Source organism: Lutibaculum baratangense AMV1 (genome assembly GCF_000496075.1).
In the GTDB taxonomy this organism is placed as follows: Bacteria; Pseudomonadota; Alphaproteobacteria; order Rhizobiales; family Tepidamorphaceae; genus Lutibaculum; species Lutibaculum baratangense.
Map to the genome: position 1 here is coordinate 86,406 of NZ_AWXZ01000016.1, position 22,013 is coordinate 108,418.

The 22,013-nt window shown below is 69.1% G+C and carries 23 protein-coding genes and 2 riboswitches; of the genes, 7 read left to right on the plus strand and 16 right to left on the minus strand.

All coding sequences use genetic code 11. The features are described from left to right. Positions 1–219: 219 nt before the first annotated feature. The 8 genes from N177_RS21305 to N177_RS05275 form a co-directional block, all read right to left on the minus strand. Positions 220–495, minus strand: a complete 276-nt coding sequence (locus tag N177_RS21305) for a hypothetical protein (RefSeq protein ID WP_023431211.1) — start codon at positions 493–495, stop codon at positions 220–222. 85 nt (positions 496–580) lie between these two features. Then, complete coding sequence (locus tag N177_RS05245; protein ID WP_023431212.1) at positions 581–1,345, minus strand: amino acid ABC transporter ATP-binding protein; 765 nt, start codon at positions 1,343–1,345, stop codon at positions 581–583. Beyond that, entirely contained in the window at positions 1,345–2,190 is an 846-nt protein-coding gene (locus N177_RS05250) for an amino acid ABC transporter permease (protein WP_023431213.1), read from the minus strand. The genes N177_RS05245 and N177_RS05250 overlap by 1 nt, the downstream gene beginning before the upstream one ends. Continuing rightward, positions 2,187–2,933 (minus strand): amino acid ABC transporter permease, encoded by a 747-nt coding sequence (locus tag N177_RS05255; protein WP_023431214.1) that lies wholly within the window; start codon positions 2,931–2,933, stop codon positions 2,187–2,189. The genes N177_RS05250 and N177_RS05255 overlap by 4 nt, the downstream gene beginning before the upstream one ends. A gap of 75 nt (positions 2,934–3,008) precedes the next feature. Then, the gene (locus tag N177_RS05260) at positions 3,009–3,815 is read right to left on the minus strand and encodes a transporter substrate-binding domain-containing protein (RefSeq protein ID WP_023431215.1); all 807 of its coding nucleotides are present in this window, start codon (positions 3,813–3,815) and stop codon (positions 3,009–3,011) included. Between the two features lie 176 nt (positions 3,816–3,991). Further along, complete coding sequence (locus N177_RS05265; protein ID WP_023431217.1) at positions 3,992–7,447, minus strand: chromosome segregation SMC family protein; 3,456 nt, start codon at positions 7,445–7,447, stop codon at positions 3,992–3,994. A gap of 42 nt (positions 7,448–7,489) precedes the next feature. Further along, a complete protein-coding gene (locus tag N177_RS05270) occupies positions 7,490–8,164 on the minus strand; it encodes a DsbA family protein (protein WP_023431218.1) in 675 nt (224 codons plus the stop codon). Positions 8,165–8,272: 108 nt separating this feature from the next. Further along, complete coding sequence (locus N177_RS05275; RefSeq protein WP_023431219.1) at positions 8,273–8,782, minus strand: DUF721 domain-containing protein; 510 nt, start codon at positions 8,780–8,782, stop codon at positions 8,273–8,275. Between the two features lie 63 nt (positions 8,783–8,845). On the opposite strand from N177_RS05275, the gene mutY reads away from it, so the two are divergent. Further along, a complete protein-coding gene (gene mutY, locus N177_RS05280; protein ID WP_023431220.1) occupies positions 8,846–9,964 on the plus strand; it encodes an A/G-specific adenine glycosylase in 1,119 nt (372 codons plus the stop codon). Between the two features lie 6 nt (positions 9,965–9,970). On the opposite strand, the gene N177_RS05285 is transcribed toward mutY, so the two are convergent. After that, positions 9,971–11,098 (minus strand): site-specific DNA-methyltransferase, encoded by a 1,128-nt coding sequence (locus N177_RS05285; RefSeq protein ID WP_040485188.1) that lies wholly within the window; start codon positions 11,096–11,098, stop codon positions 9,971–9,973. Positions 11,099–11,203: 105 nt separating this feature from the next. Next, the gene (locus tag N177_RS05290; RefSeq protein WP_023431222.1) at positions 11,204–11,830 is read right to left on the minus strand and encodes a ribonuclease HII; all 627 of its coding nucleotides are present in this window, start codon (positions 11,828–11,830) and stop codon (positions 11,204–11,206) included. A gap of 292 nt (positions 11,831–12,122) precedes the next feature. On the opposite strand from N177_RS05290, the gene N177_RS20925 reads away from it, so the two are divergent. From N177_RS20925 to atpF, 5 genes are all read left to right on the plus strand, one after another. Then, entirely contained in the window at positions 12,123–12,524 is a 402-nt protein-coding gene (locus N177_RS20925; RefSeq protein WP_160170911.1) for an AtpZ/AtpI family protein, read from the plus strand. A 13-nt stretch (positions 12,525–12,537) separates the two neighbouring features. Next, complete coding sequence (locus N177_RS05300; protein WP_023431225.1) at positions 12,538–13,293, plus strand: F0F1 ATP synthase subunit A; 756 nt, start codon at positions 12,538–12,540, stop codon at positions 13,291–13,293. A 68-nt stretch (positions 13,294–13,361) separates the two neighbouring features. Continuing rightward, the gene (locus tag N177_RS05305; protein WP_023431226.1) at positions 13,362–13,589 is read left to right on the plus strand and encodes a F0F1 ATP synthase subunit C; all 228 of its coding nucleotides are present in this window, start codon (positions 13,362–13,364) and stop codon (positions 13,587–13,589) included. A 64-nt stretch (positions 13,590–13,653) separates the two neighbouring features. Then, entirely contained in the window at positions 13,654–14,283 is a 630-nt protein-coding gene (locus N177_RS05310) for a F0F1 ATP synthase subunit B (protein ID WP_023431227.1), read from the plus strand. A 12-nt stretch (positions 14,284–14,295) separates the two neighbouring features. Continuing rightward, positions 14,296–14,781 carry a F0F1 ATP synthase subunit B gene (gene atpF, locus N177_RS05315; protein WP_023431228.1) on the plus strand — a complete coding sequence of 162 codons (486 nt, stop codon included), beginning with the start codon at positions 14,296–14,298 and terminating at the stop codon, positions 14,779–14,781. A 144-nt stretch (positions 14,782–14,925) separates the two neighbouring features. Here atpF and gcvPB read toward each other — a convergent pair whose 3' ends face one another. The 6 genes from gcvPB to N177_RS05345 all read right to left on the minus strand — a co-directional run bounded on the left by gcvPB (position 14,926) and on the right by N177_RS05345 (position 20,877). Continuing rightward, the gene (gcvPB, locus tag N177_RS05320) at positions 14,926–16,506 is read right to left on the minus strand and encodes an aminomethyl-transferring glycine dehydrogenase subunit GcvPB (RefSeq protein ID WP_023431230.1); all 1,581 of its coding nucleotides are present in this window, start codon (positions 16,504–16,506) and stop codon (positions 14,926–14,928) included. Further along, a complete protein-coding gene (gene gcvPA / locus N177_RS05325) occupies positions 16,503–17,846 on the minus strand; it encodes an aminomethyl-transferring glycine dehydrogenase subunit GcvPA (protein WP_023431231.1) in 1,344 nt (447 codons plus the stop codon). The genes gcvPB and gcvPA overlap by 4 nt, the downstream gene beginning before the upstream one ends. Positions 17,847–17,848: 2 nt before the next feature. Next, entirely contained in the window at positions 17,849–18,337 is a 489-nt protein-coding gene (locus N177_RS05330; protein WP_023431232.1) for an OsmC family protein, read from the minus strand. Between the two features lie 6 nt (positions 18,338–18,343). Next, positions 18,344–18,718 carry a glycine cleavage system protein GcvH gene (gcvH, locus tag N177_RS05335; RefSeq protein ID WP_023431233.1) on the minus strand — a complete coding sequence of 125 codons (375 nt, stop codon included), beginning with the start codon at positions 18,716–18,718 and terminating at the stop codon, positions 18,344–18,346. A gap of 34 nt (positions 18,719–18,752) precedes the next feature. Next, positions 18,753–19,901: a glycine cleavage system aminomethyltransferase GcvT gene (gcvT, locus tag N177_RS05340; RefSeq protein ID WP_023431234.1), complete on the minus strand. Its 1,149-nt coding sequence runs from the start codon at positions 19,899–19,901 to the stop codon at positions 18,753–18,755. A gap of 62 nt (positions 19,902–19,963) precedes the next feature. After that, positions 19,964–20,061, minus strand: a riboswitch (glycine riboswitch). A gap of 3 nt (positions 20,062–20,064) precedes the next feature. After that, positions 20,065–20,157: riboswitch (glycine riboswitch) on the minus strand. 96 nt (positions 20,158–20,253) lie between these two features. Then, positions 20,254–20,877, minus strand: coding sequence for a hypothetical protein (locus N177_RS05345; protein WP_023431235.1), 624 nt, complete (start codon positions 20,875–20,877; stop codon positions 20,254–20,256). Between the two features lie 179 nt (positions 20,878–21,056). Between N177_RS05345 and ispH the strand changes: the two genes are divergently transcribed. Further along, positions 21,057–22,010, plus strand: coding sequence for a 4-hydroxy-3-methylbut-2-enyl diphosphate reductase (ispH, locus tag N177_RS05350; protein ID WP_023431236.1), 954 nt, complete (start codon positions 21,057–21,059; stop codon positions 22,008–22,010). Positions 22,011–22,013 lie beyond the last annotated feature (3 nt).

The following is a 22,013-nucleotide window of genomic DNA, read 5'->3' on the forward strand; positions in this document are numbered from 1 at the left end:
ACCCTCCTCGGTCGCGCATGTTCCATCTAGAGGAGTCGATCGCCTGATACCCGGCCCACCGTACGGTGGCGGACGCGAGCGAGGAGCCGAGAGCGACCAGACGATGGCCCGACGGAGCTTCAGGAGTGAACGGCCTCAGGTTCTCACCGCTCGATCAGTCAGGCACTTCGATGGCCCGCCGCGGATACGGCGGGCCATCGCTCCCCTACGAGACCGAACTCAGTTCGAGCCGCTCGTCACGTCTTCCTGCTCGACGCAGTCGAGATTTGCCTCGGTCTCGCCGGGGTCGCCGCACTCGGGTGCACCTTCTTCGGCGGCCGACGCCACGCCGGGCTCGCCCTCGACCGCACCGGTGTTCTCAGATCCCATGGCGTCCGCAGCGGCGCCCTCGCCCTCGATCACGGTTCCCGGCGTGGGCTCGCCCGCTTCCTGGGCGTAGGCGGGGGCAGCCGCGAGCAGGACGGCGAGGGAGGCGGCGTACAGGACATGCTTCATCGTAATCTTCCTCTTCCGAGCGCCGGAGCGGGCGCATTCGGCAGAAGAAGTCGCACCGATCCGATCCGGTTCCTCGGGAGGGCCCCTAAAGCACCTGCTCGAGGAAAGCCTTCGTCCGCTCTTCGCGCGGGTTGGAGAGGATGTCGCGGGGCGGACCATGCTCGACGATCACGCCGCGGTCGGTGAAGTAGACGTGATCGGCGACCTCGCGCGCAAAGCCCATCTCGTGCGTGACGATGAGACAGGTGAGCCCGTCCTCGACGAGCTGGCGGATGGTTTGGAGCACTTCCTTGACCGTCTCGGGGTCGAGCGCGGCCGTCACCTCGTCGAACAGCATGATGTCCGGACGCATCGCCAGCGAACGGGCAATCGCCACGCGCTGCTGCTGCCCACCGGAGAGCTCGCCGGGATAGGCATCTTCCTTGCCTTCCAGGCGCACCTTCCGCATCAGCGCGCGGGCGCGATCCTCGACCTCGCGCCTGTCCTGCTTCAGCACATGCACCGGCGCCATCATGACGTTCTGCAGCGCCGTCTTGTGCGGGAAGAGGTTGTACTGCTGGAAGACCATCCCGACCTTTCGCCGCAGGGCAAGCTTGTCGAGCTTGGGATCGTTGACCTCCTGCCCCTCGACGAGGATCGACCCCTCGTCGATCGCGACGAGCGCGTTGATGCACCGGATGAGGGTCGACTTGCCCGAGCCCGAGGGCCCGATGATGCAGATCGCCTCGCCCTTGGCGACGTCCATCGTGATCCCCTTCAGGACCTCGAGACTGCCGAAGGACTTGCGCACGTCGCGCAGACGAACGATCGGCTGGTCCGGCGTCCACGCCGGCTGTTCCGCTGGAGCCATCAGAGCCTGACCTGAAATCTGTGCTCGAGCCGCCGCGTGAGGCGGTCGATCGGGTAGCAATAGACGAAGAAGCAGAGGAGCGCGAAGCCGTAGAGCGGCGCGAGGAGCTCCGGCCGACCGCCCTCCGCGGCGTGGACCTGCGACGTCAGCGTCAGCATTTCCGAGACACCCACCACCGATGCGAGCACGGTGGCCATCGTGACGAGCGAATAGAGGTTCATCCACGGCGGCAGCATGCGGCGCAGGCATTGCGGCAGGATGATCATCCACATCGTCTGGCGCCTGGAGAAGGCCAGCGCCTCCGCCGATTCCCACTGCCCGTCGGGAATGGAACGGATCGCCCCACGCACGATCTCCGAGACGTTCGCCATGACCGGAAGGGAGAAGCCGATCACGGCCTTGATCCAGTCCGGGAACGGCACCGTGACGCCGAGCAGCCTGAACTCGTAGGGCACGAGGAACATCGCGAAGAACAGGAGCACGAGCCAGGGCGAGTTGCGGAAGAACTGGGTCACCGCCCACGAGACCTTCCGGACCGGCATCGTCTCGCTGACCGCCATCAGACCGAGCGCCAACCCGACCACGGTCCCGAGCGTCATCGCCATCAGCGAGATCGCGATGTTGAAGACGAAGCCGCTCAGGAGGAGCGGCATCCACTTCATGATGACGCCGATCGGCGAAAGCTGCGTCGGCCCGCCCTGAGCGACCGCGGCGCCGCTGGCGACGACGACGATCGCCGCGACGGCGAGGCCGTGCCAGGCACGCAGGCGGAAGACGGGAAACGGCGGATGAAGCCGCTCCACGCGCGGCGACAGGAGGACAGGAAGCGTCTTCGCGGGATTCATCGGCCATATCCCGGAATGCGCATCGCCCGTTCCCAGCGATGCATGATGAAGACGAGAATCCCGACGAGCCCCACATAGGCGAAAAGCAGGAAGAGCATCATCTCCAGCACGTTCTGCGAGCTCCCCCAGATCTGTTTGGCGACGTAGAGCATCTCCGGCACGGCGATGGCATAGGCCAGCGTCGTCGTCTTCAGGAGGTTGACGAGATTGTTGTTGAGCGCCGGCAGGCAGACGCGCAGGGCGAGCGGCAGCACGACGTGACGATAGGTGCCGAGGCGCGTGTACCCCAGGGCTTCGGCCGCCTCGACCGTCGTGCGCGGCACCGCCTCGATGCCGGATCGGAAGATCTCGACGTTGAACGCGCCCGCGAAGAGCGACAGCGAGATGATCGCCCATTGCACGTTCGACAGCATGGGCTGCCGCATGCCCCATTGATTCTCGGTGCCCGGAAGCAGGGTTCCGATGCCGAAATAGAAGAAGAAGATCTGCACGAGCGGCGGAGTGTTGCGGAAGACGGTGATGAACCCGCCGACCAGCCCGCGCACCAGTCTCAGGTTCGAGCCTTGCAGCCAGGCGCCCAGAATGCCGATGACCAGGCTCAGGAGGATCGAGATGACGCTCAGTTGCACCGTCATCAGGAAGCCGCCGAGCATCTGCCGGGCGTCGTACGGGTCGTAGAAGATCGTGAAGTTGAATCCCGTGGCCTCGTAGAGCCACCGGAACCAGTCGGCGACAACCGCCATGCCTCCTCCCCTCAGGCGCGAACACGAGACGAGGGAGCGAACGCCCCCTCGTCCGGCTTCATGATCCCGAGGGCCTCAGCTGCCCTTGTGCTCCTCGTGCATGCGCTTCGAGTAGGCAGTCGGCTCGATGCCCCACTTCTCCTCGAGCTCGATGATGGTGCCGTCCTTCATCCACTCCATCGTGGTCTCTTCCATGAAGGTCTTCATCTCGTCCTCGCCCTGGGCGACGGCGATGATCCACGGCGCCTCCATCACGCCCTCGAGCGGCATCGCGAAGTCGGCCTTCCACTGATCCTCGAGGAGTTTGCCCTGGATGAAGGTCTGGTCGTAGAGATAGCCTACGCACTGGCCCTGCTGGAGCGCGAAGAGCGGCTTCTCGGAGCCGTCGAACGCGACGATCTGGGCGACGTACTGCTGGGCGACATCCTTGTCGTACCAGGCGCCCGTCGTGGCGCAGAGCGGCGCGCCGTTCAGGTCCTCCCAGCTCGTCAGGTTCGCCTTCTTGGCAGCGAGGATGTTGACGGAGTCGGAGTAGTAGGGCGGGTCGATCGCCTGCACGACCGCGCGGCGCTCCGGCTTGTCGGACATGGTGGCGATCAGAAGGTCGATCTTGCCCTGCTGCAGGAACTCGATGCGGTTCGCCGAGATGACCGGCACAAGCTCGAGCTCGACGCCCAGCCGCTCCGCCACGTCGGCGGCGAGGTCGGGCTCGATGCCGACGACGGCGCCCGAAGGATCGCGGAAGCCGAAGGGCTTGTAGTCGGCCTTCACGCCGACGACGAGCTTGCCGCGGTTCTTCACGTCCTGCATCACGTCGGCCGATGCCGACACGGCACCGAGCGCGAGCATCGCGCCGAACGCCACCAGTGTTGTTCTGATCATCAACGTCTCCCCTCATACACATTGGCCGGCGTGACCGCGGACGGGTGCCGCTACAGCCGGTCTGGAGGCGAGACTAGCGGGAAGAATCGGGAAAGCCCATCGTCTCGATGGCGCGTCCGTCGATCATTCGTGCACCAATAAGATGCGAGCTGCCCAGCGGCTCGCCACCGAAGGCGTCAGCTCGCCTCGCGCATGGCCTGCGCCTCGTCTATGTCGACCGAGACGAGCTGGCTGATGCCGCGCTCGGCCATCGTCACGCCGAACAGGCGGTTCATGCGCGCCATCGTGATGGGGTTGTGGGTGATGATGAGGAAGCGCGTCTCGGTCTGCCGCGCCATCTCTTCCATCAGGTCGCAGAAGCGCTCCACGTTGGCGTCGTCGAGCGGCGCGTCCACCTCGTCGAGCACGCAGATCGGCGCCGGATTCGTGAGGAAAACCGCGAAGATGAGGGCCATGGCGGTCAGCGCCTGCTCGCCGCCCGAGAGGAGCGTCAGGACCTGCGGCCGCTTGCCCGGCGGGCGCGCCACGATCTCAAGCCCGGCTTCGAGCGGATCGTCGGACTCCGTCAGCTGCAGCTCGGCGTCACCGCCGCCGAACAGGCGGGTGAACAGGGCCTGGAAGTGACCGTTGACCACCTCGAACGACGCGAGCAGCCGCTCGCGCCCCTCCCTGTTGAGGCTCTGGATCGCCGCGCGCAGCTTCGCGATCGCCTGAAGGAGATCCTCGCGCTCGGCGACGAGACCGTCGTGCCGGGACCTCACCTCCTGCATCTCTTCCTCGGCCCGGAGGTTCACGCTGCCGAGCCGCGCGCGCTCGCGCCGGCCGCGATCGAGCTCCGCCTCCACCGCCGAGGTATCCGGCAATGGCTCGTCCTCCGACACCCCCGCGCGCCTGAGAGCGGCTGCGAGCGGCATGCCGAGCTGATCCTCGGCCGCCCGGTCGAGATCGCTCAGGCGATCACGCAGACCCTCGACCGTCGCCTCCTCGCGGGCGAGCACCTCTCGGGCCTTGGAGAGCGAGGCTTCCGCCTCGTGCGCCACCCTGTCGGCCTCGGAAACACTGCTCTCTCCGGCCGCGAGGGCGTCGGCGGCTTTCCGACGCTCGGTCTCGGCCTTTTCGATCTCCTCAGCCACCTTCTCGCGTTGCCGGCGGAGCTCGTCGGGCTTGCCAGAGAGATCGTCGAACTCCCGCCCGATCTCCTCGCGACGCCGTCTCAGCGTTCCGGCATGCTCGCCCGACTGTGCCGCGCGCTCCTGCCAGCGGGCGCGCTCCGTCGCGATCGCCTGGGCCCGCGATGCGCGCGCCTGTGCGTCGCGGGCGTGCGCATCGAGGGCGCCGCGCGCGTCCGTCACCCTGCCCCGCGCCGCCGCCACGTCGCGCCGCAGCGTATCGAGCCGGGCCTCCTCGCCCGCGTCGGGCGGTAGCGCCTCGAGATCGGCGGCGGCCTGCGCGTGCGCCTCCCTCGCAGCCTTCAGGTCCTCGCCGAGCGAGACCTGCTGCTCGGCCAGGACGTCGAGCCTGGCCGTCACCTGGCTCATGCGCCTGATCGCCTCGCCATGAGCGGCCGCCGCCTGGCGCGCCGTCTGCTGCGCCGGCTTCACGCCCGATCGCGCGTCGGCGGCCGTCTTTTCGCGCGACCGAAGTTCGTCCTGAGCCGCCTTCAGAGCCTCGCGCGCCGCGCCGAGCCTGCGATCGGCTACCGCCATCGCCAGGTCGAGCTCGGCGATCCGGTTCTTCTGCTGCAGCCTCCGGGCTGCCGCGGTCGGGGCATCCGCCCCGGCCGTGAAGCCGTCCCACCGCCACAAATCGCCGGCCCGGCTGACGAGGCATTGGCCCGCCGCGAGGCGCGGCTGAAGCGCCGCCCCCCGATCCGCGTCCACGATCCCCGTCATCGCCAGCCGTCGTGCCAGAACGCGAGGCGCCTCGACGTGGTCGGAGAGCGGTGTGACACCGTCCGGCAGGGGCGGATCGCCCTCGTGCGGTCCGAGCTCGCGCCAATGGATCGCATCGGCCTCGTCGGCCGAGCGGTCGAGATCCTCGCCGAAGGCCGCGCCGAGCGCCGCCTCGTAGCCCTTCTCGACCCGGATCTCGTCGAGGACCGAGGCAGACGCGCCACCCCATTCGGAGGCGAGGATGCGCGCGATCGTGTCGCGCTCCGTCCGCAGCGAGCCGAGCTCCTGTTCGGCCGCCTGCACCGGGCCGCGTGCCTCGCCTTCGGCGCGCCTCGCGTCTGCGGCCGCCGCGTCGGCCTCCGAGGCGGCAGCCTCCGCCTCCTCCTGCGCCTCCGCCGCCTTTCGAGAGGCCGACTCCAGCCGATCGAGGTCGGCTTCGGCGACCGACGCCCGCAGCCTCTCGAGCTCGCGCGCGACATCAGCGGCCTGCCGCTCGAGCCGGGAAACCCCGTTCTGGCGGTCGTGCACAGCGGCGAGCAGGTGCTTCCGCCGCGCCGCGAGGTCGGCTGCGGCCCGCGTCGCCTCGGCGAGCGTGGCCTCGACATCCGAGAGCTCCGCCTGCGCGACGCCCAGCGCCTCGTCCAGGGCAGGCCGCCCCGCCTCGGCCGCCTCGCCAGCCGCCTTCAGCTGCACCGCTTCGGCATCGAGCGCTTCGATCGTGTGCTTGGTGGAAGCGGCGGCATGCTCCTCTCGCTGCAGGTCTGCCTCGGTCTGCGAAAGCCGCTCCTGCAGCTCCCGCGAGCGGGCGACCAGCCGCTCGCGCTCCCTGTCGAATTCGTCGCGTGTCACGGTGAGATGTCGCAGGGCTGCGGCACGATCGGCCTCGAGCTGCCTGAGCTTCGGCAGGTCGGCCGCGGCCCGGGCGCGCGTCGTCGCCGCGGCGGCCGCCTCCTTCGAAAGGTCGGCCACGGCCAGGTGAGCGGCGCGCACTTCCGCGAGCTTACCCTGCAGCTGGGCGAGCGCCTGCTTGCGCTTCAGGTACCAGAGGACCGTCTCGTGTCGCCGGATGTCGGCGGAGAGCTTGCGGTAGCGGGCGGCCTGCCTCGCCTGGCGAGAGAGCGCCTCGATCTGCGCGGAGAGCTGAGAGACGACGTCCTCGAGCCGATCGAGGTTCTGCTCCGCTCCGCGCAGCCGCAGCTCAGCCTCGTGACGGCGCGAGTGGAGGCCCGAGATCCCGGCCGCCTCCTCCAGGACGCGGCGCCGTGACTGCGGCTTCGCCGCGATGATCTCCGCGATCTGGCCCTGCCGCACCATCGCGGTGGAATGGGCGCCGGTCGAGGCGTCGGCGAAGAGGAGTTGCACGTCGCGCGCCCGCACCTCCTTCCCGTTCACGCGGTAGACGGAGCCCGCCTCCCGCTCGATGCGGCGGACGACCTCGATCGTCTCGGCGGCGTTGAACTGGGCCGGTGCCCGCCTGTCGGAATTGTCGATCGTGAGCGAGACTTCGGCGGAGTTGCGGGCCGGCCTCGACCCGCCGCCCGAGAAGATCACGTCGTCCATGCCCGAGCCGCGCATGGACTTGTAGGAGCTTTCGCCCATCACCCAGCGCAGCGATTCGACGAGGTTCGACTTGCCGCAGCCATTCGGGCCCACGATGCCCGTGAGCCCGGCCTCGATGACGACCTCGGAGGCGTCGAGGAAGGTCTTGAAGCCAGAGAGCCTCAGCCGCGTGAACTTCATGCGCCGCCCCTCATGGGGAGGCGGCGCGCGACGTCAGCCGTCTCAGGACGGGAGGTGCTTCCGCAGGCGCTCCTCGAACTGCTCGAAGGGAAGCGCCCCCGCCACGACCTCGCCGTTGATGATGAAGGTCGGCGTCGAGCGGACATCGAACTCCTCGATTCCTCGGCTCTTCACGACGTTGATCGTGTCGAGTATCTCCTGATTCGTCAGGCACGCCTCGAACTTCTCGCGCGTGAAACCGACCTGCTGCGCCATCCTGAAGAGGCCGGACTCGGGATCGCCCCCGAAAGCCCAGGCCTGCTGCGTCTGGAACAGTGCGTCGACGAAGGGGAAGTACTTGTCCTTGTCCTCGATGCAGCGCGCCAGCATGAAGGCCGCCGTCGCGACCGGATCGAGCGGGAACTCGCGGAAGATGAAATAGACCTGCCCCGTATCGATATACTGCTCCTTGAGCTTCGGGAAGGTCTCCTTGTCGAACTGGGCGCAGTGCGAGCAGGTCATCGAGGCATATTCCACGATCGTCACCGGCGCGTTGGGGTCGCCGAGCGTGTGCTCGTCCTCGACGCCCGCGGCCATCACGTCGTCCATCGAGACGGTGCGCGCCTCCTGTGCGCCGGCCGGGCCCGCGAGCCAGCCGAGACCGAGACCGAGCGTGCCCAGGCCGAGCGCGGTGCCCGCGGCGAGCTTCGAGATCATTTCCCTGCGGGTGAGCGACATATGCTTCTTCCTCGTTACCGTCGTCTGCGATATTTGGGCACGCAATGCCCGCCTTTCGAGGCAAGAAAGCGGCGGATGCCGGTGCTGGCAAGCCCCTTGGCCGCCCGATCAAGCGCTCGTGTCCGGCCGCACCTGCCGGGCGAGGCGCGCCAGCGCCTCGCGTAGCTCGGGGTCGGCGATTTGCGACAGGTCGGGCGTTTCGGCGCCGCCCGATGCCCCCTCCAGCCTCGGCTCGACCTTGTGGGCACGGGACCTCTCGCCCACAGGAGCCTGCCGGACCTTCACCTTCGCGACGGCCGGCCAGCCGAGAAAGGCGTTCACCCGGTCGACGATCTGCCGCGTCATGTGCTGGATCTCGAGAGCGTCGCCACCTTCGGCCCGCACCACGAGCGTCGCGGGTCGCGGCGCCTCCTCGTTCTGGCGCGGCCACGTGATCTTCTCGGGTCGGCTGCGCTCGGCCAGCTCCGGCCCGACGATGTCGCGCCAATGCATGAGGATCGCGGCAGAGCCGAAGCCCGCCTTCGCCACGATCGGCTTCAGCAGAGGGTCGGCGAGCCGGTCGAGACGCGCGGGCCCGTTCGGCTGGCGCTTGCGCGAGGCAGGTGCATCTTTATGCATGGGCTCTCCGCCGTGCGCCGGGCGACGTGAACCGGCGCCCGCTCCCCTCCGAATCATCCAACCATGACCCTCGACCAACGAAACGGCAACTTCGTGACCGCCCCTTCCGCCGCCGATCTCCTCGCCTGGTACGATCGCCACCGCCGCAGCCTTCCCTGGCGCGCCCCGGCGGGGGAACGGCCCGCCCCCTACCGCGTGTGGCTGAGCGAGATCATGCTGCAGCAGACGACGGTCGCCGCCGTCGCGGGGTACTTCGTCGACTTCATCCGGCGCTGGCCTTCCGTCGAGGATCTCGCCGCCGCCCCGACGGAGGAGGTGATGAGCGCCTGGGCGGGCCTGGGCTACTATGCCCGGGCACGGAACCTCCATGCCTGCGCAAAGGTCGTCGCGGAAGAGTTTGACGGACGCTTCCCCGATACCGAGCAGGGCCTTCGGGCACTGCCGGGCATCGGCCCCTACACGGCCGGAGCGATCGCCGCGATCGCCTTCGACCGCCGGGCTGCGGCCGTCGACGGCAATGTCGAGCGCGTGATGTCGCGCGTCTTCCGGGTCGAGACGCCGATGCCGCAGGGCAAGCCCGAGATCCGCGCCCGGACCGAAGCTCTCGTGCCGGAGGACCGGCCGGGCGATTTCGCGCAAGCCCTGATGGATCTCGGCGCGACGATCTGCACGCCGAGGAAGCCCGCCTGCGCGCTCTGCCCGTGGATGGAGCCCTGCCAGGGGCGGGCCGCGGGCGTTGTCGAGACGCTGCCTCGCAAGGCGCCGAAAGCCGAGCGGCCGGTGAAGCGGGCGGCGGTGTTCTGGGCGGAGGCGCCGGACGGGTCGGTGCTCCTCGCGCGCCGCCCGCCGAAGGGCCTGCTCGGCGGCACGGAGGGGCCGTGGTCGAGCGAGTTGACCAGCGACACCGATCCGGCCGAGGCGCTCGTCCACGCGCCGTTTCCGGCCGACTGGGCGAGGCTCGCCGGCACGGTCGAGCACGGCTTCACCCATTTCACGCTTCAGATGACGGTCTTCGCGGCCACGGGGGTCGCGGCCGAGGCCCCGGCGGGCGCCCGCTGGGCGACACTCGACGAACTGAAGGAAGCGGGCCTGCCGACCGCGCTCATGAAGCCCGCCGCCCATGCGCTCGCCGCCCTGCACGGGCCCGCGGCGGCGAAGCGGCTGAGGAAGCGGCCGAAGTGAGGTCCGTCAGGCGACCGCGGCCATCTCGCTCCTGACGATCTGCCTGAGCGCGTCGATAGGCTCGAGCCGCCCCTCGCGCTCGACGTGCCAGAAGGTCCAGCCGTTGCACGCCTCCGCGCCCTGGACGGTCGCGCCGACCTTGTGGATCGAGCCGGTGCCGGCCGAGGAATGGAGCGTGCCGTCGACCCGGACCGTCGCCGCGTGGCGGCGCTTCGAGCAGGTGAGCCGGGCGCCGGGCTCGATCAGGCCGCGCTCGATCAGCGCGGAGAAGGCGACGCGCGGCTCGGCGCGCTTGCCGGCGGTCGTCACCAGTGCTTCCGGCGCGGCGGGCTGCGCCGCATCGATCCGCGCCTGCGCGGCGGCCACGTAGCCGCGATCCCGCTCGACCCCGATGAAATGCCGGCCGAGCTTGCGCGCGACGGCTCCGGTCGTGCCGGATCCGAAGAAGGGGTCGAGCACGACGTCGCCGGACTTCGTCGACGACAGGAGCACGCGGGCGATCAGCGCCTCCGGCTTCTGCGTCGGGTGGAGCTTCTGGCCGCCCTCGTCCTTCAGGCGCTCGCCCCCCGTGCAGATCGGCAGCGTCCAGTCCGAGCGCATCTGCACGCCGTCGTTCATCGCCTTCATGGCGTCGTAGTTGAAGGTGTAGCGGGCGTCGGGGTCGCGCGAGGCCCAGATCATCGTCTCGTGGGCGTTCGTGAAGCGCCGGCCGCGGAAGTTCGGCATCGGGTTCGTCTTGCGCCAGACGATGTCGTTGAGGATCCAGAAGCCGAGGTCCTGCAGGATCGCGCCGACGCGGAAGATGTTGTGGTAGGAGCCGATGACCCAGAGCGTGCCGTCCTTCTTCAGGACGCGCCGGCAGGCGAGAAGCCACGCCCGGGTGAAGGCGTCGTAGGCCCCGAAGCTCTCGAACCTGTCCCAATCGTCGTCGACGGCGTCGACGAGGCTCTGGTCCGGGCGATGGAGGTTGCCCGCGAGCTGGAGGTTGTAGGGCGGGTCGGCGAAGACCGCGTCGACCGAGCCCGCAGGCAAAGACTGCAGCAGGGGAATGCAGTCCCCCACGAGGATCTCGTCGAGCGGAAGGGAGGGGGTCGAGCCGGCCCGCGGGGACCGGCTCGCTACGCTGACTGGCATCACTCAATTCTACCTGTACGCAACCGATGCACAGGATTGTCGGGATTCAGCGTAAAGGCCGGCTTAATCGTTAGGGTAAACAGGGGGTTAAGCCCGCGAGCCGCGTCAGGCGACCTCGAGCTCGAGAGTCAGCTGCGAGATAGGCCGGAAGGAGCGGCGGTGCATCGGCGTCGGCCCCAGGCGGTCGAGCGCCGCGAGGTGCTCCCGCGTCGAGTAGCCCTTGTTCGTCTCGAAGCCGTAGCCCGGATGCACCCGTGCCATGCGCGCCATCATCCTGTCGCGCGCGACCTTCGCGACGATCGAGGCGGCGGCGATCGACTTCGACAGGGCATCGCCGTCGATGACCGCCTCGCCCCGGCACACGATGCGGGGCAGGTCCTTGCCGTCGACGAGAACGCTGCACGGCTTCTGGCACAGCCCCGCGATCGCCCGCCCCATCGCCTTCAGCGTCGCGCCACGGATGTTCAGCCGGTCGATCTCTGCGGCCGAGGCCGCGGCGACCGACACGCACGCCTTCGCCATGATCTCGGCGAAGAGCCGCTCGCGCTCCGCCAACGGCAGGAGCTTGGAATCGGCAAGCCCCTTCGGCACGCGATCGAGGTCGAGGATCACGGCGGCGGCGACCACGGGGCCGGCCAGCGGCCCCCTGCCCGCCTCGTCCACGCCCGCGACGAACCGCGAACCGTCCTTCAGGTGGCGGCGCTCGTGGCGCAAATGGGGGAGCTTGCTCATGGGAAGACGTTTCGGCGAGTCGGGAGCTCGTGGCAAGAGGTGTGGTGGCCGTGCTGTGGGGGTGGCGGCCGCCCCTGCCAACGCCTTCCGCGCGCGTGCGGCGCCGTGATGGCGCCCCTCGGCGGGTGGCACACCAAATTCTCAAAACGTGATAAGTTTCCGCCACTTACACCGAGGTCGAGCGTTCTTGACACTCTCGGGAGCCGCAACTATGGTTCGCGCGGTTTTCGGGGCGGCTCGCTCCGGACCGCAAGAGCATGTGAGCGAACCGTCCCACGACGGAAGTGAGACGATGTCCGACGCAGGCCGCAACGGTCCGGATCAAGGTCCATCTCCATCCGAAGCCGTCGATCTCGAGACGCGCCGTCGCGCGCTCGGCGCGGGTCTGGCAGGGGCGCGAGAGCGCAACGCGCCGCCCGCCGCCTCAGAGCGCACCGACGGCGCTTTTGGGATCGCGATGCGTCTCGCCGTCGAGCTTGTCGCGGGCGTCGGCGTCGGCGGCGCGATCGGGTGGGGCCTGGACTGGTGGCTGGGCACGAAGCCGATCTTCTTCCTTCTGTTCCTCGGATTGGGAATAGCGGGCGGGATGACAAACGTTTTTCGCTCCGCGCGCCGCATGAACGCGGCCGTGTCGGAGCGACAGAGGACAGAACGCACCGCCGGCGACAGCCCGTCGTCGCGGGACGAGGTTTGAGGAGCTCTTAAGCGTGGCAACGCCATCTGCCGAGACCGGGGTCGTCCTCGACCCGATGCACCAGTTCGTCGTCCAGCCCATCGTGCCGCTCCATATCGGCGGGCTCGACGTCTCCTTCACGAACTCCTCGCTCTTCATGGTGCTGGCGGTCGTCCTGATCAGCCTGTTCACGCTCGCTTCCGTCGGCTCCCGGTCGCTGGTGCCGGGCCGCATGCAGTCGCTGGCGGAGCTCTCCTACGAGTTCGTCGCGAACATGGTGCGCGAGAACGCCGGCACGGAAGGGATGAAGTACTTCCCCTTCATCTTCTCGCTCTTCATGTTCATCCTGTTCGCGAACATGCTGGGGATGATCCCCTACGCGTTCACGATCACGAGCCACATCATCATCACCTTCGCCCTCGCCCTCGCCGTCTTCATCGGCGTGACGGCGATCGGCTTCATGAAGCACGGCCTCGGCTATTTCCGCCTGATCGTGCCGCACGGCGCGCCGGCGGTGCTTCTGCCGCTGCTCGTGGTGATCGAGCTCATCTCCTACCTGACGCGGCCGATCAGCCTGTCGGTGCGACTTTTCGCCAATATGCTCGCCGGCCACACGATGCTGAAGGTCTTCGCGGGCTTCGTCGTGATGATGGGCGTCCTCGGCGGCTGGCTGCCGCTCCTGGCGATGGTCGCCTTCACGGGCCTCGAGTTCCTCGTCGCGTTCCTGCAGGCCTACGTCTTCGCGATCCTCGCCTGCATCTATCTCAACGACGCGCTGCACCTGCACTGAGGCAGCGCCGGCGCTTCACCCGACTTCCGCGCAAACACCAAGCAACTTCCCTTCGAAGGAGACTGACCATGGAAGCAGACGCAGCTAAGTTCATCGGTGCGGGCCTCGCCTGCGTGGCTCTCGCCGGCGCCGGCCTCGGCATCGGCCAGATCTTCGGCAACTACCTCTCGGCCGCCCTGCGCAACCCGTCGGCCGCGCCGGCCCAGTTCCCGAACCTGCTGCTCGGCTTCGCTCTCGCCGAGGCGACGGGCCTCTTCGGCCTCGTGGTGGCCCTGATGCTGCTCTTCGTCGTCTAAGACGGCGCCCGGCACCCGAAGGACATAAGAGCGCGCCCGCTTTCTTGAGGAAGCGGGCGACAACATGAAGAGCATCGAAATGGCGCGTTTCGTCGTCGCTCAGGCGGACGAAGGACTGACGAGCCCGAGCGTGGCCCAAGAGCTCGACCTCGAGCTCACCGAGGAGCTCCACGAGGAGGTCGGGGTCGCCGAAGACCATCAAGATTCCGGCATGCCCCAGCTGGCGACGGAGACCTACGCGTCGCAGCTGTTCTGGCTCGCGCTCTGCTTCGTCGTCCTCTACCTCATCATGTCGCGCGCGGCGCTTCCGCGCATCGCGACGGCCATCGAGAACCGCCGCGACCGCATAGCGAGCGATCTCGACACCGCGGCACGACTGAAGGAGGAGACCGACGAGGTCATCGCGACCTACGAGGCCGAGCTCGCCCAGGCCCGTGCGAAGGCCAACCAGATCGCGGGCGACACGCGCGACCGCATCAACCAGCAGCTTGCGGAAGAGCGTGGCGAGGTCGAGGAGCGGATGGCCGAGCGCACCGCCGCGGCCGAGAAGCACGTGGCCGAGGTGAAGGCGCGCGCCCTCGCCGAAGTCGACAGCGCCGCGATCGACGCCACGAGCGAGATCGTCGATCTCCTCATCGGCAACCGCCCCACCGAGGCCGAAGCGGCCGCGGCCGTGAAGGCCGTCCGCAGCTAAGGGAAGCCGATCATGCTCGCGACACCCGAATTCTGGGTACTCGTCTCCTTCATCCTCTTCGTGGCGCTCATCGTCTATCTGAAGGCACCGGCGCAGATCACCGGTGCGCTGGACAAGCGCGCGGACCGGATCCGCAACGAGCTCGACGAGGCGCGCCGCCTCCGCGAGGAGGCGCAGAGCCTGCTCGCGGAATACCAGCGCAAGCGCCGCGACGCGGAGAAGGAGGCGGCGGAGATCGTCTCCAACGCCAAGGCGGAAGCCGACCGGATGAAGACGGAAGCCCGCCAGCAGATGGAAGAGATGGTCGCGCGCCGCGAGCGCATGGCCGAGATGAAGATCGCCCAGGCCGAGGAGCAGGCGATCGCCGACGTCCGCGCCGCAGCGGCGGACGCCGCCGTCGCGGCCGCGAGCCGCATCCTGCAGGACAAGGTGTCGGGACAGACCGCCGATGGTCTGATCGACCAGTCGATCACGCAGGTGAAGGCCCGGCTTCAATAGGCCGCTTCCGCCTCGGCCCACAGCGTACTCGAAAGCCCCGGCACGTCCGGGGCTTTTCTTTTGCGGGCGGCCACAGCCCGTCCGAACTCGCTCGCGGCCGGCAGAAGCTCGCCCGAGGTGGGGCTTCCGCCGCTCGCGCGGGGCCTACTCGGCGGCGTCCGCCTGGGGGCGGCGTGGGAGCCAGCACAGGATCGGCTTGCGGGCCGCAGTCGTCTCGTCGAGGCGGCGGCGGGGGGCGTAGCGCGGCGCGTCGGCGAAGCGTGCCCGGTCGCCCCGCTTGGCCGCGATCACGAGATCCCGCAGCGTCGCGACGAACAGGTCGAGGCTCGCCTTCGACTCCGACTCCGTCGGCTCGATCAGCATCGCGCCGTGGACGACGAGCGGGAAATAGATCGTCATCGGGTGGAAGCCCTCGTCGATCAGCGCCTTCGCGATGTCGAGCGTCGAGATGTCGCTCTCGTAGAGGAACCCATCGTCGAACAGCACCTCGTGCATCGAGGGATGGTCTGGGAACGGCACGCTCATCAGGTCCGAGAGGCACGCGCGGACGTAGTTCGCGGACAGCACCGCATCCTCGGCCGCCTGCCGCATGCCGTCCGAGCCGTGGCTCATCATCCAGGCGAGCGCCCGGACGAACATGCCCATCTGGCCGTGGAAGGCCGTCATCCGCCCGAAGGGCCGCGTCTCGTCGCCCTCCGCGGCATGCTCGACAAGGTCGAAACCCTGCTCGCCGTTCGAGACGACCCAGGGCAGCGGCGCGAAGGGCGCGAGCGCTTCGGACAGGACGACCGGTCCGGCGCCGGGCCCGCCGCCGCCATGGGGCGTCGAGAAGGTCTTGTGCAGGTTGATGTGCATCGCGTCGACGCCGAGGTCGCCCGGGCGGACACGCCCCTGGATGGCGTTGAAGTTCGCGCCGTCGCAGTAGAAATAGGCGCCGGCTTCGTGCACGGCCTTCGCGATCTCGATCACGTCGGGCTCGAAGAGGCCGCAGGTGTTCGGGTTCGTCAGCATCAGCGCCGCGACCTGGGGGCTCATCTTCGACCGGACAGCTTCGGGGTCGACGGTGCCGTCCTCCCGTGCGGGCACCGTCTCCACCTTGTAGCCGAGGAGCGCCGCGGTTGCGGGATTCGTGCCGTGGGCGGATTCCGGCACGAGTACGATCGAGCGTGCATCGCCCTTCGCCTGATGCGCGGCCTTGATCGCCATCATGCCGCAGAGCTCGCCATGCGCGCCGGCCTTCGGCGACATGGCGACCGCCGGAAGGCCAGTCGCGACCTTGAGCCAATGGGCGAGCGTGTCGATGAGCTCCAGCGCCCCCTGCACCGTCGAGACCGGCTGCAGCGGATGGATGTCGGAGAGGCCCGGCAGCCGCGCCACCGCCTCGTTGAGGCGGGGGTTGTGCTTCATGGTGCAGGAGCCGAGCGGGTAGATCCCGGAATCGATCGCGTAGTTCGAGCGCGACAGCCGCACATAGTGCCGCATCGTCTCCGGCTCCGACAGGCCCGGCAGGTCGAGGGGCTTTCGCCGCTCGAGCCCGCCGAGCCTGAGGCTCTCCTCCTCCGAGCCCGCCGGCAGGTCGACGCCAGTCTCGCGCTCCCTGCCATATTCGAAGATCAGCGGCTCCTCGATCCGCAGGCCGCGGTTGCCGGTGAAGGTGTCGAGGCGGTCGGCCGGCTCGGTGCCGGCCTCGCCCGCGGTCTGGCGACCCTGGCGGTTCATGGTCATGCGAGCACCTCCTTCAGGCACGAGGCGAAGACGTCGATGTCCTCGTCGGTGTTCGTTTCCGTGGCCGCGACGACGAGGAGGTCGTCGAGCCCCTCGCCGGGACGCAGGCGGCTCATCGGCACGCCGCCGAGCACGCCCTTCCCCGCCAGCGCCTCGGCGATCTCGGCGGCGGGCTTCGGGAGGCGGACGGTGAACTCGTTGAAGAACGCCTTGTTGAGCACCTCCACGCCCGGCACCTCGGCCAGCGCGTCGGCGAGCCTGGTCGCCCTGGCATGGTTGAGCCGCGCCAGGCGTTCGAGACCGACGCCGCCGAGCAGTGTCAGGTGGACCGTGAAGGCGAGCGCGCAGAGGCCCGAATTCGTGCAGATGTTCGAGGTCGCCTTCTCGCGGCGGATGTGCTGCTCGCGGGTCGACAGCGTCAGCACGTAGCCGCGCTTGCCCTCCACGTCGACCGTCTCGCCGCAGACACGGCCCGGCATCTGGCGCAGGAACTTCTGGCGCGTCGCGAAGAGGCCGACATACGGGCCGCCGAAATTGAGGCCGTTGCCGAGCGACTGGCCCTCCGCGACGACGATGTCGGCCCCTTGCGCGCCTGGCGGCACCATCAGCCCGAGCGAGACGGCCTCCGTGACGACGGCGACGAGGAGCGCGCCGGCCTCGTGCGCCCTCTCCGCGATCGGCTTCAGGTCGACGGGATGGCCGAACACGTCGGGCGTCTGCACGACGACGCAGGAGCACGTGCCGTCGATCGCCGAGAGGAGATCCTCGCCACCCTCCGGTGTCGGCGTCAGGAACACGGTGTCGTGAGAGGAGAGGCGCGACGTCGTCTCGACGACCGCGGCGTAGTGCGGGTGGAGGTTGCCGGCGACGACGGCCCTGCTGCGCTTCGTGAGGCGGTGCGCCATCAACACGGCCTCGGCCGTCGCCGTCGAGCCGTCATACATCGAGGCGTTCGCGACCTCCATGCCGGTGAGCTCGCAGACCTGCGTCTGGAACTCGAAGAGCACCTGCAGCGTGCCCTGGCTGATCTCGGGCTGATACGGCGTATAGGAGGTCAGGAACTCCGAGCGCTGGATCAGGTGGTCGACGGTCGCCGGCACGTGGTGGCGATAGGCGCCGGCGCCGCAGAAGAAGGCCGCGTCGCCCGCGGCGAGGTTGCGGCGGGCGAAGCGCCGAAACCGGCGCTCGACCTCGATCTCGCTCTTCGCGGCCGGCAGGTCGACCGGGCCGTCGAGCCACGCCGCGCGCGGGACGTCGGCGAACAAATCGTCGATCGAGCCGACACCGATCCGGTGGAGCATGGCGGCGCGGTCGTCCGCGCTAAGGGGCAGGTAGCGCAAGATCAGGCCTCCGCGCTTTCGGTGATGTGACTGACGACGAGGGGCTCGAGAGCTAGCTCGGTCTTCACCGAGTTGGCGATGAAGCAGCGCTCGTGCGCGTCCTCGTGGAGCTTGTTGAAGGTCTCCGCATCCGGAGCCTCGCCGGCAAAGACGACCCGCGGCCTGAGCGTCACCCGCTCGAGCCAGTAGCGGCCGGAGGCGAGACGGCCCATCGTGCCGCTCGCCTCGTCCCGGTAGGCCTCGACGGCGAAGCCCGCGTGCCGCGCGAGATCGAGGAACCAGAGCATGTGGCAGGACGCGAGGGCGGCGACGAAGGCCTCCTCGGGATCGACCGCGTCCTCGCGCGACAGCGGCGGACGGACGACGGAGGGCGAGGCCGAGCCCGGCACGGTGAGCCCCCCGTCGAAATGCCACTCATGCGCGCGGGAGTAGCGGCCGGCGAGGAAATCTCCCTCGCGGCGCCAGACGACGATCGCATCGTGCGCGGACATCTCGCGTCAGGCCTCCGCCTCGACGTGCGCCTTGTAGGCGGCCTCGTCCATCAGCGCCTCGAGCTCGCTCGCGTCCGACAACCTGAGCTTGAAGAACCATCCCTCGCCCGCCGCGTCGGCGTTCACCTTCGCGGGCTCTCCCTCGAGCGCGCCGTTCGTCTCGACGATCTCGCCGGAGACGGGCGCATAGACCTCGCTCGCGGCCTTCACCGATTCGACGACGGCCACCTCGTCGCCCTTGGCGACGGTCTTGCCGACCTCCGGCAGCTCGACGAAGACGACGTCGCCGAGCTGCTCCTGCGCATAGGTGGTGATGCCGACGGTCGCCACCTCGCCCTCGACGCGCACCCATTCGTGGTCCTTGGAATAGCGGGTCGTCATGTCTGTCTCTCTCCTCGGCCTTCCGGCTCTACGATCAACGCGCGTAACGGTGGGGGACGAAGGGCAGCGGCACGATGCGCGCCGGAGCGGCCTTGCCGCGGACGACGAGATCGAGCGTGTCCGCTCCGAGCGCGTCGCGGCTCACATAGCCCATGGCGACCGCCCCGCCCGCGGACGGGCCGAAGCCGCCGCTCGTGACGATGCCGACGACCTCCTCGCCGCGCCGGATCTCGGCGCCTTCGCGGGCGATCGAGCGACCTTCGGGCTTCAGGCCGACACGGCGGCGCGAGGGGCCTTCGGCGATCTCGCGCAGGATGCGCGGCGCTCCTGGGAAGTCGCCGGCCTCGCGCCGGCGCTTCGGGATCGTCCAGTCGAGGTCGGCCTCGATCGGGCTCGTCGTTTCGTCGAGTTCGTGGCCGTAGAGGCAGAGGCCCGCCTCGAGCCGCAGCGAGTCGCGGGCGCCGAGGCCCACCGGCATCACCCGCTCGTCGGCGGCGAGCAGGTCCCAGAGCTCGCCGACCTTGTCGTCCGGCACGGAGATCTCGAATCCGTCCTCGCCGGTATAGCCGGAGCGCGTGACGATCGCCTGCCCCACCCCGTCGAGAGCGAGCTCTCGTGCCTCCATGAAGGCGAGCGAGGCGATGTCGGGGTGGAGCGCCCTCAAGACGCCGGCGGAGGCCGGCCCCTGCACGGCGAGCAGCGCGAGCGACGGCGCGGGCGTGAGGCGAACGCCGGCCGGCAGCCTGCTGGAGAGATGGGCGAAGTCCACGTCCTTCCGCGCGGCATTCACCACGAGCAGGAGCGTGCCGTCGCGGTCCCGGTCGGCGGGCCGCATCACCATCAGGTCGTCGATGACGCCGCCCTCCTCGTTGAGGAGAAGCGTGTAGCGCATGCGGCCGGGCTTCAGGCTGGCGATATCGCCGGGGACCAGGGTCTCGAGTGCTTTCGCCGCCGCCTCATGATCGGGCCCCAGGAGCAGTGCCTGGCCCATATGCGAGACGTCGAAGAGACCCGCCTTCTCGCGGGTCCACTGGTGCTCGGCGACGATGCCGCGATACTGCACCGGCATCTCGTAGCCGGCGAAGGGCACGAGCTTCGCGCCGGCGGCGGCGTGGCGACCGTGAAGAGGCGTTCGCTTGAGGTCTTCGGGAGTGCTGGACGTTTCGGGCGGCTGACCGGCCATGGGAACCCCGCGATGTCGGACACATCGGGCCGCCTGTCGAAAGGCGAACCACACGATGCCCCCTCTGTCGCAGGACCTGAGAGATTTCGCCGCGGCAGATCCCGCGAGCTTACCCCCGTCGGTGAGCCGGCGACGCGATGCCGCCGGCTGCTTTCCAGAGTCTCATCCCCCTGCGGTCCCTGGTGCCTGAGAGTTTCCGGGGCCGGTTGCTCCTTCGGCGCCGGCCGCGAGGGCCGGTCTCTCCCGCAGGATTCGACTGAACGCCGGTCGAGTTTCGAGTGCCGGCCCGGCCTTGTCAACCACAGTCGAACGGGAGGGTGAGGCCGGCGCCGGGGATTCGTCGCGAGACCCCCTAGCGGCCGGAGCGGTCGTCGAACCCGGTGTAGATCACGTAGTGGTTGATGATGTCCTCGGCCGGGATCTGGTAGGCGCCGGCCTGCTCCACATACGAATAGTCCGCTGAGTTCTCGCCCTGCGGCACCGTCACCGAAACGGTCGATCCCTTGCTCCAGACGGCCTGTCCGCCCGGCCGCACGAAGGCGGTGCGCACGGGCATCTGGAAGGTGCCGGGCTGCCCGGCGGGGCCGAGGATGACTCGTCCGGCGACGCCGTACTTGATCGCCACCGCGCCGGTGCCCTCGAAGGTGCACTCGCGCGCGGTCCGGCTGATCGAGCCCTGGTAGATCAGGTAGGCCGGATCGCCGTCATGCCCACGGGCGTAGACGCGATGGGTCTCCGTGCCGTCGCGCACCGCCATCGGGGGGCAGGCGATGGCCGGCCGAAGCGCCGGCGCGTTCGGGTCGATCGGGACGGGATCGTCCTCGCCGGGCGTGCCGAAGACGAAGGCGCCGAGGCCACGCGTCGACTGGTTGAAGTCGCGACCGGCCTGCGTGTCGCAACCGGCGAGCGCGAGGGCACTCAGGATCACGAGCGCCGGAGCGAGGGCGGAAGGGCGGTCGACGCGGGGACGCAACATCGTTCTTGGGGCTCCAGCCTTTCACCAGATCTCAACGGACAGGCCCGGCCTTATAGCAAAGCCTTTCCTGCCATGCACGCGCCTCGGCTTGACAGCGCCGGCGCGGACCACAGTATTGCCGCGACGTTCGGCGATCCTCGCACGAACCTTCTGTCCGCGCATATTCCAACGGTGTCTCCTTGGCCAAGCCCCCGCTCAAGATCCTGCTCTGCAGCCCGCGCGGCTTCTGCGCCGGCGTCGATCGCGCCATCCAGATCGTCGAGCTCGCCCTGAAGCGCTTCGGCCAGCCTGTGTACGTGCGCCACGAGATCGTGCACAACCGCTTCGTGGTCGACAGCCTGAAGGCCAAGGGCGCGATCTTCGTGGAAGAGCTCGACGAGATTCCGGACACCGACGCGCCGGTGATCTTCTCCGCGCACGGCGTCGCGAAGGCCGTGCCCGCGGCCGCGAAGGCCCGCAACCTGTTCCAGCTCGACGCCACCTGCCCGCTCGTCACGAAGGTCCACCGCGAGGCCGAGATCCACCACCGGAAGGGCCGGCACGTCATCCTGATCGGCCACGCCGGCCACCCCGAGGTCGCAGGCACGATGGGCCAGCTTCCAGACGGCGCGGTGACGCTCGTGGAAACCGTCGAGGATGCCGAGCGCCTCGCGCCGGAGGACCGCGACCTCGCCTACATCACCCAGACGACGCTCTCCGTCGACGACACGCGGGCGATCATCGAGGTCCTGCAGCGGCGTTTTCCCGGCATTCACGGGCCGCACAAGGAAGACATCTGTTACGCGACGACGAACCGGCAGGAGGCCGTCAAGGCGGTCGCGCCCCGCGCCGGCGCCATGATCGTCGTCGGGGCGCCGAACTCCTCGAATTCGAAGCGCCTGGTCGAGGTGGCGGAACGCAGCGGCTGCCCCCGGGCCGAGCTCGTGCAGCGGGCGACGGAGATACCTGCCGACCTCTTCGCGGGCCTGACGACGCTCGGCATCACCGCCGGCGCCTCCGCTCCCGAGCAGCTCGTCGAGGAGGTGATCGCGGCCTTCGCGGAGCACTACGAGATCGACCTCGAGATGGTGTCTACCGCGGACGAAGACGTCGTCTTCAACCTTCCGCGCGCCCTGCGCGAAGCGGCCGCATAGGAC